Source organism: Paraburkholderia phenazinium (genome assembly GCF_900141745.1).
Taxonomy (GTDB): domain Bacteria; phylum Pseudomonadota; class Gammaproteobacteria; order Burkholderiales; family Burkholderiaceae; genus Paraburkholderia; species Paraburkholderia phenazinium_B.
This window is the reverse complement of the sequence record NZ_FSRM01000001.1, coordinates 3,694,635-3,708,215: the sequence shown is the minus strand read 5'-3', so window position 1 is coordinate 3,708,215 and position 13,581 is coordinate 3,694,635. Positions and strand designations below refer to the sequence as shown.

Sequence of the window (13,581 nt, the reverse complement as noted above, 5' to 3'; positions counted from 1 at the left end):
ACTTTGGAGCATGAGCGAGCCAATGTGTACCCATCTCTCGAAGCGCGGTTCCGTCTATTACTTCCGTCGCAAAATACCGCTTGATCTGATTGCCTATTACGACGGCAAGAAAGAGGTCATGCAGTCTCTTCGTACGTCCGATAAGCGTGAAGCCGAGAAGCTGGCACGGGAGGAAGGCGTGCGGCTTGACCGTGAGTTCGCGCAGTTACGCCAGCTGGGAAACAACGATGACGCGTCTGCGGCTGTCAGTGGTCCGCAGCCGCCCGCTGTTCCCGTAAAGGCTATCGACGTGGACTACTCTGCACGCCGTTATCTGGCGTATTTGCGTAGAGTCCGCGATGAAGCAGCCGCTAAAGGCGAAGCCGCGCTGGAGGTCTTCATGGACTGGCGGCGGTTGCAACTTGCCGAGCATGAGGACATATTGCAGGGCAAAGCTGAGCCGTTACAGCCGGTTGCCTACCATGAGGCGCACCGCAATGCGTTGCGGGCTTTCCTGCTCGGCGACGGTAGCGTTATCGAGTTCGGCCGCCATGCGCGCCCCCCGCATGACGTGCCAGCTAGGTCACACCGCTCGGCAAGCGCCGGTATCGACCTGCCTGACCTTATCAATAAATGGGCGGCGGAGAAGCAACCGAAGCCAAAGACGGTTAGCCGGACGCGTAGTATTGCGATGGACTTCGCAAAACGTGTAGGCGTCTCGCGTACTGATCAGATCACGAGGCGGCACGTTCTGCAATTTAAAGACGCACTGCTCGCTTACGGTGAGAGTCCCGCGAACATCAACATCAAGCTACCGATGCTCGGGGTGATTTTTAACTACGCTTGCGACAACGACATCATGCCCGTCAATCCGGCGGCAAAGATTCGCGTGGCGGACAAGCGGCGAGCCAAGGACAAGCGTCGAGAGTTCGATACGTCGGCACTCAATGCCATCTTCACAAGCCCGGTTTACACCAAAGACTATCGCCCCATCGCAGGGGCGGGTGAGGCCGCTTATTGGTTGCCGTTGCTGGCCTTGTTCACGGGGGCGCGTATTGAGGAGCTGGCACAGCTTCGCCCTGAAGACGTGTACGAGGAGGACTACGCGGACGGGCAAGGGGCCGAATGTCGCGCATGGGTGCTACGCATCACTGGCAATTTGTCAGAGGGGCAGGATATCAAAACGGAAAGCAGCGAGCGGCGAGTCCCATTGCACGCAGAGCTGTTGCGCCTCGGTCTTGTGAAGTACGCACAGGCGGCAAAGGGGCGGGCGAGAATTTTCGATAAGCTGAAGCCTGATGCTGACGGCAAGGAAAGCGGCAATTACTCTAAGTGGTTCAGCCGCTATCTGCGGGGGCACTGCAAGGTGACGGACGAGCGCATGGTGTTTCATTCATTCCGCCACACGTTCAAGCACCTTGCGCGCCTTGCGCGCCTTGCGGGTATTGCGGCCGAAGTACACAGCGCTTTAACAGGGCATGTTACCGGCGACGTGGCCGATAATTATGGCGGTCTTTCGTATCCACTTGCGCCGTTAGTTCAAGCGATCTCCCGGTATCGAGTCCCGGGGGTTACGCTTTATTGAAAGGAGAGGTAATTTGTTGATAGTTGCTCTTCTTTATCGCGATTCGAACCGGTGACGCAACAGCTTCTGCGGTGCACGCTATGTTCACCGCGGAGTCTCTTGCGGTTCGGTCATTTGTGCTCTCGCTAGGGACCACTCATTCAGTTGGTACCGATAGAAATCCCAGAGACGCCCACTTTTCAAGTGAGGTACGCAGACTTGACTTGCGCTCATCTAAAGCTTCGTAGAGCGTGTAACCATAGGATGATGACAAGGGCCATCCTTCAGCAAGTGGAACGTTCTTCGCAAAGCTTTCTAGGGCTAGCTTTCTAAGTGGCTTCGCCGATTCTGGAGGCAGTTGTTCTATAGCCCGGCCAAGCTCACGGACATTTTCCCGCGACATATCCGCGTTTGCGTTCGCTGAAAATTGCCCGATTAAAGATCGACATTCTTCTTCGGTGAGGTCTGAAGCACCGAGGCGCAGCATCGCAAGTTGGACAGGATCTAAGGCGTCTGCGGCAGGTGACATGTCCAACTGCATCTTCGACAGCCCCATATGTAGCCCCGTTGCTGTTGCCCAGATAGCCCAACGTAAAGACCGCTCTGAGAGGCGATCTGCGACGGTTGCCTCGCGGATCAGTGTGGAAAGCATTTCTCGGCCCGCGTGGTTGGGTGTTACCCCTTTGCCGGATACCAAAGCATCTAGTAGTTCAGGTATGGAGTCTGCGCTACTCAGTTCAGTGAGAAGAAAGTGTACTAATTGAGGATCCAAAAACTTGAATTGTGCGCGGAGGGCGACAAAATAAGTGCTGATTACATCGGGGGCTAGCTTGTTAGTGGGTGAATCATGCATCGATTCGTGTTCCGCCTTCGAACGGGAGAGCCGGAAAAGAAAGGTGTGCGCGCAGCGAGCAAGCCAAGCGCCATTGGGCGTCTCATAGTTGGCGGCTAGTGTTCGGAGCCAGAAATCAAAATCTGTATCGAATGTATCGTCTCCCGATTGTAGGCTGTAGCTGCCAGCAAGGGGCAGCCCTCGCTTTAAAGACTGGCGATCATATGGAAGTTGCCCGGGCTTGTCAGCGAGGTTGTAAGTGATCGGCGTCTGTTGCGATAGTGATTCTGCCTTCACCCAGTCGTCGAAGTCCCCGAACTTACCTGCGTCGGCTTTGAATGCTAGTTCTTCTGCGAGCGTAATCAGTTCCGCGTCGTCGCCGCAACTATGTAGACCATCAAATAGACCGGACAACGGCCAAGGCACAATGCTTCGCAACCACGGAATTGCGTTACTTACGCCCGCTCGGCCGATTGCGCGAATGGCCGAACCAAGGCTGTGTTTGTTAGGCGTAGTCGCAAATTTTATTGCGGCTAAGAAGCCTTCCCAAGACGCACTGGGGTTGGGCATTTCCAAAATGTCCAAATTTATTTTCATCGGTTCGACTAGAACTTGGCCGATGACCCCCTTTATTTCTGTATTCCCGAAGCGGATTTTCACGGAAATCGATGTGGCAGTTGAGTCAGAATTAAATGAGAAAAAATTGTCGTGCAAATCATATAACGCAACAAGCCATTTTGGCCAATCCGTTTCAAGGGCTTTATTTCTTTGATCGTATTCCTCGATCATAGGGAAAGCCTGGCCGGGCGATAATTGGGGAAAAATGGCGGCTATCGTTTGGAGGTGCCATTCGTTGTAAAGTGAAATCTCACTTGGGGCCACCATGAATTTCTCATAATCAGAGAGTTTCTTCCAATATTTGCCGTGCAGGTCCCTCGCCCATTTAACCTGTTTGGTCGCCAAGGCATCTAACAATTCCCAAGCAGGTAGTGCGCGGCTGCAATCAAAGCCTACCATTATCGATTCCAATTTATCACGATACATGTCTTCCAATCGTTCGTGGTAGATAGAGGCCAGCTCTTGCGCATCCGTAAAAAAACATTGATCAAGAATTTCTAATGCCGTGCTAAGTAGCCGTCTTTCGCGTTTAGGAGCGGGACGCATGGCGCCATCAGAAAGAATGTCAATTGCAAGGCGAGATCCCCATCTAATCGACGAATAATCCGGATTTAATTCTGAGTCGTTTAAATCATCGCACAATATGATTATGTGATCCAAAAGTTCCACGCTATCTGCGTCGCATAACTTGCCTACCAAGAAAAGAAATACATTTCTCCAATTTGTAATCGGAGCGACTTCTTCTATTCGGAGGCGAACATGTTCCGTCGTTCCTCTCGCTATTGCTTCTGCTGCCATGAACTCTTGAAGAGACCGGATCTCGAATCCGATTTCTTCGTCGTGTGGGCTGACCAGAAAAATCAGTCGATCGAGAGCAGACGTCTTTATTTCATTTATTAGTCGATCTGAGTCTGTGCCGTCTAACCCTTGTTCACTTAGCCGTTGACGAACGAGAGCAAGAAACCGTGGCAATGTTAACAGGGCCGCAGTTTTTCCCGCAAGTTCGCTCTCAGCTTGAAGCAAAAGTCCAGTGCGATAGTGAATCGTATCGACATCCGTCTTTCGATCTCTTAAGAGCTCCGAGTGCGCACCTTCGCGATTCGTCTCTCTAGTGTAGATTGTCCGGTAGTATTCTTCGAACAATCGATACCGTTGCTTTGGGGGTTCTCCTAGGCGCTCGACTAGCGTTGCCATTATTGTCACCTGCAGTGGACTTGACATCAGTCGCATGGTCGCCTCGTTACTTGCTGCTGCAGCGAGGCGGCGGCGGGTGGTCTCAAATTTATCCATGTCCCCGTTCGCTCGGAATTCGAGTAACGATGAGCCGTATTTCAGTGCCTGCGCTGCGGATAGCGGCGGAAGATAGATGTGCTGGAAATGTGAACTCGCAAATTCGTCAGCATATCCTTGCGGGCGAGTGGTAGCGATAACCACCGCGTCTGCTTTGGCTGTAGATAAATCTATTAAAAAATGTTGAATAGCTTCGAGCACCTGAGTTCGATTGCTGCTCGATGGAACTTCATCAAGACCGTCTAACACAAAAATCCATGGATACCCGGAAATCCATTGTTTCAAAATGGGGGTCGAAATTGTCCCTGCGCTGCCTAGCTTTTCGACTCGCTGCCGTATATATTCAACAACCGTCAGATTTCCATCTTTTGCTAAATCACTGGCAAATCTGTTTAATATTATTCTAAAAGGAAATCGCAATGATTCAGGCGCGAAGCGGGGGTTTTCCTTCGAGAATTCAACTATACTGTCAATAATTTGCGCGCATTGAGGATCGAGGGTTTTGCATTTTTCCAGTAATGCTGCTCTGTACAATTGGCAAAGATACTGTCCGATAGTACTTTTCCCTTGGCCAGGGCCGCCAACAATTGCGAACCTGCCAAGCGATGATGGTCGATTTTTAGATTCTTCAGGATGGCGAATAATTGCATTGGCAGCAGTGATCAAATTGCATGCGAGTGTGTCGTGTGACTCTGAAGATCGGAGAGATGCCTCTTTCGTTGGTGTGAATGGCAGATCAATAAATACTTTAGAGAGAGGAACCACACGTTTTTCGTCATGCTGGCCCGCTGATTCCAGTTTTGCTGCGTAGTCACTTTGTAATTCTTTTTGTAAATAATTTTCTAAAACCCGAGCAAAATCGGGTGTATCGATTGAAAGTTGAATAAGCGCACGATGCAGTACGTCATCTGGAAGTATGAATCCAATGTAGCTTTGTCGTATTTCCGGTGCTAGATCTAAAAATGAGCGAAGCTCGTCGAAACCCCAAATTGCGTACCCTTGCATTCCAAGGCGCGCCATATGACGTCGCAGGATCGCGTCACATTTATCGTGTCCGCCGGTTTCTGCGTTGCCTGACAGTACAGCGTTGGTAATGAAGATATAATAGTCCGGCGAACGTCTCCCTCGCTTTGGTGCTTTGGTAGAGCGCTTTGCTTTAGGGGCGCCGTATTTAGCCAATTCCGATGAGAGTTCTTTGGTTACCCATTCGGTGTCGCTTGCCGTGTCTCCGTTGGAGCGTTGGCGAAATTTGCACTGAACGACGAGATATCCTGCCCAAGGCGCGGAGGCGGAGGGAAAGTCCATCTTGCCATCGAAGGTTGCTTCACGTCCTCCGTCGGGACCATCACCAAACGGAGTCACGCCGGTGGCGACGAATTTCTTGCATAGCGCTTGCGAGAGGTGCTCGAATTCCCTAGTGTTAAGCCGATCAAGCCGATAGTCACTCAATTGCTCCCCCGATTCGTTTGTTAATTTAGTCTGGCCGTTGGTTGCCAATCTATACATGGCTAATGGCTGCTATGACTGTTCGCGTTTAGGACCTTAAATCCCTAAGCGAGCACCCGCCGCCTTTCTTTGCTGTTCGATAGCATACCGGACCGAATTCTGCTTTGCTAATGTCTGAGCAGTGCGCGGGCACTAAGCGCACGTCTATTCCCCCTATGGCCCTCTATGCGCGAATTAACGAAATCGACGGGATCTCACACTATCGATTAACCTCGTCGGTCGTTACAGCAACTGGGGTCCCAAACGTGCGAACGATGTGCTCTGTCGACGGTTTATCTCCAGCGGGAAGGGAGCGTATTGCGGTAATCAAACGAACGTTTCCTATCCGCATCTGAGCGCGCCGTTCAGCAGGTAATAAATTCCTTGCCGAAGATTTTGTTACCGGGCATTATTCTTTCCATCTTTTCTTACCGCTTGATCGTCATGAGCCGAACCTTCCTCTACGCGCGGGTATCTACTGCCGAGCAGACGACTGATAACCAATTGCTAGAGGCGAAGGCAGCGGGGTTTGTCATCCAGCCCCGACACATCATGACGGAGGCAATCTCTGGCAGCGTTCTGGCCGCCGAGCGGCCGGGTTTTGGGAAGCTTCTCGACAAGTTGGACGAGGGCGATCCCCTCGTTGTGACAAAACTAGACCGGCTCGGCAGAAATACGGGCGACGTGCTCGCGACAGTCGAGCGGCTGGCGATGCTCGGCGTGCACGTACATTGCTTGGCGCTCAAGGGCGTCGATCTAACGAGCGCATCGGGCAGATTACATATGACAGTGCTGGCTGCCGTAGCGCAATTTGAGCGTGATCTGCTGATCGAGCGAACGCATGCCGGCCTGGCTCGTGCCAAATCCGAGGGGAAAAAACTTGGACGACGCGCTACTCTGACCGAGGCCCAGAAGGTCGAGATAAGGGCCAAGCTGAAAGTCGGCGGAACGGCCAGAGGACTGGCAAAGGAATATGGCGTGTCCCATCCAACTATCCTCAAGGCGGCTCAGGGATAGGCCCACCTCATCGGAACCCTCGTTTTTGCAACTGGTTTCAAAATCCATCAACCATGAGGCGCAGCCCAGCAATCATGAGCAACCGGACACTTCTGCCCTATTCCGGCAGTTCAGTAACGTCCCCAACGGCATCTCGATTACTGAGTCCGGCCGAGTGGTCTACAACGTCGAACCACTACACGCGGAAATTCTTATCGCCCACCGTCTCGCGTTTCAGAGTCGTGACCCGCACTGCGGGGGGCTGCGCCTCTACGATGACACATTCTGGTCTGAGGTCCGCGCCGTGCTGTCCTGCCGTCCCGAGGACATCGACCTGCGCGCTTCGGTAGCGCGCTGAGGTCTATCGGGTGCGAAGTCACGCGGGCGGAATCGTCGATGTAACGCACACGGCGACTGCTGCGCTTGTTGAACTGCGCCCGCCGCGCCCCATCACGGTCTACATGGTAGCGGGTGGCGTTGAGCGACAGCCTGGAATCGACGGTGCTGAAGTGGCTGGTTCAGGGGCAGACGGCCTTCGCCGTTGCCCGCGAACTAAATACTAGCCGCCACGCGATCATGCGCTTGCGTGCCCGTTCGGCAGAGCAAGCGCTTCGCTGGGGCGAGCGAGGCACAATTTGCAACCGGTTGCAAAGCTCAGGCCCCGCAACCGCACCGCGCGAGCCGTCTCAGAACGGCCCAAGTGCGGACATCGACGCCCCTTGGATGGGCCATGCGACTTCAACGCATTGCCCGCTCTTACACCTTTTCGAACAAAGAGGACTGGTAGGAAATATTCCAGCGAGGTTGGCCGCCTACGGCAAGAGTGAGCTGGAAGCGCTCGGGCGCTTCCGAACGACGCTCCGCCAACGGGATTTCCGTGATGGTAATCGGCGCGGCCATCTTTTGCTGTATGCAATGTGCAGTTACGTCCTCAACAAAACAACACACGCGGTCAAGCATCGCTTGCACAAACTCCGTGACCGCCTGGCCGGCGACGAGGGGTTCGACTGCGACGATGTTCGCGCCCGAGGCGTCATACGTGACGCGTGGCAAAGACCAGTTGTTGTGCTCCAGATCGTTGCGACTCTTGATAAGCCGCTCTGACCACGTCTGCCGACACTTCTCTAGATAATTTGCTAGCAGCGGATCGGTTGCCTTCAGTGCAGCAATACCGCGCTCAAAGGCAGGTTGCTGCTTGAACATGAAGCCGATGTCTACGCCGAGCTGCGTCGTGAGTCCCTGCATGCCTTGCTTGATGACGCGCGCGGCGCTGTTAAGGAAGTGCTCCACCTGCCTCCTAAGTTCCTTGTCGATGTTTTCGTCAATGTGGATTGCCACACCTTGCCGCCGCACGACTTCCCCGGCGGCGACTTTGCTCGCGTGTCCTGCCCAGAGCTCGGATATTTCTTTTGCCGCCGTTCGCGCCGGGAACAGCGAGTTTGGGACGAAGTCAAAGGCCTTGTCGAAGCTTTCGCGCGCCACAGGATCGGGATAGACGGCGTCGCGCAGCCGCATGAGGCCCATGAACAGACGCGCCATGAAGGGTGACGCCGAGCCCTCGTCGGCGAGCTTCTGAACGATCCACTGACTCTGCGGTCGCTTTACCCGCATGTTTGACCGTTGCTGAAACCGAGTCAGCATGTCGCCGAAATCTGCCGGCGTAATTGGTAGGACATACGAAATTTGTAAATCATCCGGCCGGGTGATAACTCCGGCCTTCAGTATGTCTTGCCTCCCGAAGAACGGCAGCAGGCCGAGCAGCGGCAATTTACCCTTGAGAAGGATCGTACCTCCGTCCTGCCACGGGATAAGTTGAATCGTGGCCATGTGTTGCCCGCGCCGGTCCGTGATCTGAAACGGCGGCGCTGGCACAAAGCGGTCTTGGTACTGATTGCGTGGAACGGGACTTAGGTTACCCTTGAGGTCGTACTGATAGCCGCACATCACCACAGCCGTGTTCGGTACGCCGTCCAACAATTCGGTGAAGTTGGGAAGCTTCGCGCCCGGCGAGAAGATGCCCAGGTGCGCGACAACAAAAGACATCATCTTGTTGAAAGTGAACGCGCCCGTCGGCCTCAGGACGATCAGGACGTAGACCGCCGGTATGTAGTTGTTGAGTGCACCTTCTGCCGGCGGCAGATAGTCGCCGCTCAGTGACTCTCCCGGAAACTGCGCCGCATACTGGATCGCGCCCATCGAAGCAACGACGATCATGTCAGGCCATTCCCTGCTCGGAGTCGCGGCGTTGAGCCGCTCAAGCTCTTCGGCAAAAGCCTCCAGCGGCAAATCCGACCTTTGAGCGTAGATCACACCGAGTGTTACGGTCGTCGTCGGCGTATCCAGCTTCGGTGCTGGCGATTTCTTCAGCCGCTTCGCGCGCGCAACGCGCGCGTAAGCTGCCCGGAAGTTGTCAATCGTCAGACTGTCGGTAGCGTCTGCAACGACTGCGGTGGAATCCGCCGGCACTTGCGCAAGAGTTGCATCCGGCAACGTTTCCTTCGCCGCGTACACGACAGCTGCAAAGGTATCCGACACCGCGCCGTCGGCATCGACAACGCTGGCAGACGCTACCTTGTACGGCCATCCAAGGTAGCGTTCGATTCCCGCTCGCAAGCCGGCTGAAAGAGTCCCTGCGCAGACGGCGGCGACCTGGCGTCCAGTCTCAAGGACCTCTTGGGCGATTGTCATCTCACGTGCTCCTTATGGGTTGCGGCGGATCCCGTCGCCCGGAGGATACCGATCTGCGGGCTTCGTTCGAGCGCTGAGGCTGATCTCGGCTGACATGGTAGCGGACTGCATCGCAGCGTCGGCGCGCTCGCAGGCTGGCGGCCCGTGACAACACGTTACATGAGGCATGTACGCAGTACGCGCTGCGACCTGCCTTTTTGAAACCGGTTGCACGAACTGCTGGTACACAGCGATTACTGCCAGCACGACCAACGAGACATCTGCAAAGTAAGGCGGGCGGCACTTCCCGCCAAAGGATGCCAGTTGTTTGTTCGTGGGCAAGCAGTAGGTGAGCGTCCCAGAACAGAATGGCGAAAGGCCTCTGGTGCTTCAATCGCGCGGCAAGGCTCACCAGCACTGCTGCTTGGGCAAACCGACTATTGAAGTTTGCTTTGCGACTCGTTGCTTGAGGCCAGGAGCTCCTCCACTTGGTCGAGGAACGCGACGAGGTGGCCGGGTCTGCCAGCGCCCCCCGAGCGCCATTCGACCATCGGCCTAAACATGGTCAGCTCTCGGGCGTCCCGCGACAGCCGCTCCAACTCGCGATCGGTCATGCCGCGCTGGCGTAAGTAGTATTCACCCCATCTGCTGAAGGCCACTATCCACAGCGACACAGTGAGGGCGGCGTCCCACCTGGTCCAGTTCGAGGTGCTGGCGAGAGGCTGTAGCACGATCTGCCGCTGCCGCTTCAGGATCACCTGCATCGACTTCAGGCTGGCCAACTGACGCTCGGGGCTGCTGTAGGCAAAGAGGAGCGCGGCGATGTTGGTCGTCTGCCCCTCGCGCGCTCCGTCAAACAGCCGGGGCTGTTCCTTGAACTCCGGTTCCAGCATGCGGGCGAGCTCCTGCACCCAGATCTCGCAGGCATCGTCGGTGTTTGCGCGGCCATTCCGTAACAGCGGAAAGACCACATCCTGGAACAGCCACGGTTCGGCCCAGGCCAGTTGCCGCATATGACCGCGCATGGAGTCGACTAGACGCCTGAGCTCTTCAGTGGGGATGGTCGCTGGTAGCGCGTCGTGCAGCGCCGTAACCAGGCCGTTGTAGATTTCGGCCTTCTCCGGATTCTCTGCCGCGTGATGAACCATCCAACCAAGGGCACGCACTTGCTCCGGGTAGGCAAAGGCGCCCGTCAACTGCAGCACAGGCGCGAGCCCCTCAGGCTTTTCCAGCTGCCGCTCAATCGCGTTCAGTCCCATCCATTGCAGCAGGCCGTTGCTGCTGCGAACGAGGAGATCCCGTTGCGCTTCGTTGATATCGAACTGTATAGACAGCGAAATGTCGCTGACGATCTGGCTCAATAGAGACAGCCGCACCATGTCCTGAACTTGAGGTTCCATTGGCACGCCGGCCACCTGGGCTTCGGCGATCGGTAGCAGAGCCTCTGGGGCATACCACCATAGAAACTTGATGGCGAAGTACTCCGGCCAAGTCAGGGCCGCGTATTTTGTCGCATGGAACAAGTGATGCAAGTGATAGGAGCTGTGTAGCAGGGTCTCGACCGGTTCCCGAAAGAATCGAGCGTCCATCACGGCCAGTTCCTTATCCCCCTCTTCATACGCGCGGTTGAACGATGTCTCAAGGAACCGCGCCAGGAATTCCAAAAAGCCGCGCTCGGATTCGAGCTCGCGAAAGCGGCGATCCTCCGCGCGCGAATGCGCGAGCACGTCGCCGAGCACCTCCCAGGTCGCCGTGAAATCCGCGAAGTTACCCGCGTGCTGAGCCAAGAAATTGCGCAAGCCTGCCGTCTCAGGCAGCGTGAGCGAGTCATCCATGAGCAGTCCCAGCGTGACCATCCGTTCCTTCAACGGATCACCGCTCAAGCCTTGTAGTGACGGCTCGCCAGTCCACACGCTTAACACGTCGCCCGCCCGGGCCTTTTCGATGAAGCTGAGCAGCTCGTAGTTTCGGGGTGCCGTCGGTAATGCCGTGGAGTCGAAGAGAGGCCGCATGGAGGGATTCTCGTTCTCGCTTTCGGGCTGTGCCGCCTGCGTCCTCTCGGCCTCCTGCACCAACTCGAACTTGTATTGCTGAACCTTGAGCAGGACATCCGCAGGGATCGGGGTGATCAGCAATGGTTGGTCTTGAGCGGCTGCCTGAAACGAGTTGGAGAGGTTGAAGCCAGCGACCGGTAACTTGTCCGCTCCAGTGATCAGAATGTAGCGATCATGCAGCCGGCCTTTCCTCAGGCCGTAGATGCGCAGCTTGATGTGCTTCAGTAGATGGCGGTTTTGCTCGCAGTTCGCCACCAAGTTGTCAATCCCGCTGGGGGTGGGCTTGTCGGATTCGTCCGGCGTCGCTTCGCCTTTCTTGGGTTTTTTTGGGGGTAGGGACCTGAAGATGATGTAGTCGGCCTGCGGTGCCGCACAGAGCAACACCAGCCCCAAGCCAGCGGTCTCGAAATAGGGATCAAAAATGACTATCTGGTGTTGCTGGTACTTGGCCAGCAGCACCCTAAACCACTCCACGAATTGCAGCCGCCCCTCGCCATCGCCCAAGCCCCAGCGCATGAAGAACTGCCCCTCCGACTTCGGCGGATGGAGCCGTGCAAAAAGGGTCGTGAGATTTCGGTTGGCCGGGACCCAAGGGTCCGCCTCTCGCCCACCGAAGCGGTTGGTGAATCCCATATTGCCGCGATTGATCGTCAGGGCTGCCTTCACCCGCGCCGGTACTGCCTTCCGCGTAGCTCTTTCCAGCCAATCGAACTTGACTGGGCTGACCGCGTGGCCGACTACATGACCCTGAAGATGGAACTCCCTAACATATCCGATCCGCCACCGGCAACACAGCGTACCCTCGCGGGAATGGTCGCCATGGAAGCCGAAGATCTCCAAGTCGGTGCTGTCAGTACTGGCGCGCAGCTGGTCGTTCAGCTCGAACTTGCACTCGAACACGTCCTCCGCATTGCGTTCTGCTGTGGCGACGCCCGAGTAGACGATTTGGCCGTCGTTCGCAATGCTCAGGCGGAACTGGAAGCCGCTGAAGTGCGGTAGCTGTATCGGATCGAATCGGGCGACCAAGGCGCGCGGGGCATCGACCCAACTCACGCTTAGCAAGCGCCTCTCTAGGTCGTCCAGCGCAGGAAAGACCAACAGTTCGAGGTCGCCGAACCGAGCGGTATCGGCGCCACCGAAGTCTAGGCCAGTATCCGCGTTGAGGTGCTTGACCATCGATGCGGTCAAGGCGACGTCGTAGTCCTGGCCTACGCAGAACAGCGTCCCTTTGTCGGTCTTGGTTATCGAAGCGCTGAAGGCGCCAGCCCCACCATGCGGGCTGGAGGGCGAATGATGGTCATGTGCGTCGCGATTGAGCAGGTAGGCGACCGGGCGGTACGCCAAGTCGTCGGCGGCGAGCGCGGTCGCTCCGAACCGTGCCTTCAATTCGTCCGAGAGCCCGAGCTTCAGGTCCTCGCTTATTGTCGAGACGGTTCGGCCGACGCTCAATTGCCGTAGGAGGTCCGCACAATGGGTGCTTTTGACGTACAGTTCGAGCCGTATAACTTGCGCCTGGACTTGCCCGAAGGTATGGAAGTTATCGTCGCTGGAGGACCAGTGGTCGTTGGAATGGCTGTAAGGGAGTAAGCGACCGTAGATGACGCGACTCTCAATCGATTGCGCGGACTTGATCTGCAAGATCCACAGCTGCAGCGCGCAGTGGCGGGTGTCCTTCGAGAACAGCCGCGCTAGCCGGCCGTCGTTGAGCAGGTCATCAAGTACAGGAGCCATCGATTCCCTTTATGAGCAGTTTTCCGCATTTTCACGTTGGCGCCGACGCTGAAATGAGCAACCTTTCTGAAGATATGCCGACGTCAGCGAGCACCGAGCCTTCGGACTCCAAACCCGCATGCGTGTGAGGCACACGCACCGATCAGATGGCTCGCTGGATCGATGCGGTGACTCAAAGCGGAGCCAATGCCAACAGTATATGTCCGCTTTGGCGCGCAACGCTGACTGCCTACTTCCGCTTCGGGGCGGCGATGGTCATTGTGCGCTTACTCGACAGCAGAGACGCTCGGATACCCTTGTATGAGCGAGGGGTTTCGATTTCCGGTGGGTGACCAAGTTGATACGCGGCGATTTTGAAACCGGTT

At 56.0% G+C, this 13,581-nt stretch carries 6 protein-coding genes; 3 read left to right on the top strand and 3 right to left on the bottom strand.

Going from position 1 to position 13,581, the window contains the following annotated elements; translation table 11 throughout:
- The first annotated feature begins 22 nt into the window (after positions 1-22).
- Positions 23-1,564: a site-specific integrase gene (locus BUS06_RS16550; protein WP_074265247.1), complete on the top strand. Its 1,542-nt coding sequence runs from the start codon at positions 23-25 to the stop codon at positions 1,562-1,564.
- Positions 1,565-1,700: 136 nt separating this feature from the next.
- On the opposite strand, the gene BUS06_RS16545 is transcribed toward BUS06_RS16550, so the two are convergent.
- On the bottom strand, positions 1,701-5,789 hold the full coding sequence (locus tag BUS06_RS16545; RefSeq protein ID WP_143787540.1) for an NACHT domain-containing protein: 4,089 nt from the start codon (positions 5,787-5,789) through the stop codon (positions 1,701-1,703).
- Positions 5,790-6,212: 423 nt separating this feature from the next.
- Here BUS06_RS16545 and BUS06_RS16540 point away from each other — a divergent pair, with 423 nt between their 5' ends.
- Together BUS06_RS16540 and BUS06_RS16535 are read left to right on the top strand one after the other, a co-directional pair.
- Complete coding sequence (locus tag BUS06_RS16540; RefSeq protein WP_074266140.1) at positions 6,213-6,785, top strand: recombinase family protein; 573 nt, start codon at positions 6,213-6,215, stop codon at positions 6,783-6,785.
- Positions 6,786-6,810: 25 nt separating this feature from the next.
- Positions 6,811-7,122 carry a hypothetical protein gene (locus BUS06_RS16535; protein WP_254368863.1) on the top strand — a complete coding sequence of 104 codons (312 nt, stop codon included), beginning with the start codon at positions 6,811-6,813 and terminating at the stop codon, positions 7,120-7,122.
- Positions 7,123-7,520: 398 nt separating this feature from the next.
- Here the strand turns inward: BUS06_RS16535 and BUS06_RS16530 are convergent, their stop codons facing one another.
- Both BUS06_RS16530 and BUS06_RS16525 read right to left on the bottom strand, forming a co-directional pair.
- A complete protein-coding gene (locus tag BUS06_RS16530) occupies positions 7,521-9,452 on the bottom strand; it encodes a hypothetical protein (RefSeq protein ID WP_074265245.1) in 1,932 nt (643 codons plus the stop codon).
- A gap of 416 nt (positions 9,453-9,868) precedes the next feature.
- Positions 9,869-13,216 carry a VPA1262 family protein gene (locus BUS06_RS16525; RefSeq protein ID WP_074265244.1) on the bottom strand — a complete coding sequence of 1,116 codons (3,348 nt, stop codon included), beginning with the start codon at positions 13,214-13,216 and terminating at the stop codon, positions 9,869-9,871.
- Positions 13,217-13,581: the final 365 nt, after the last annotated feature.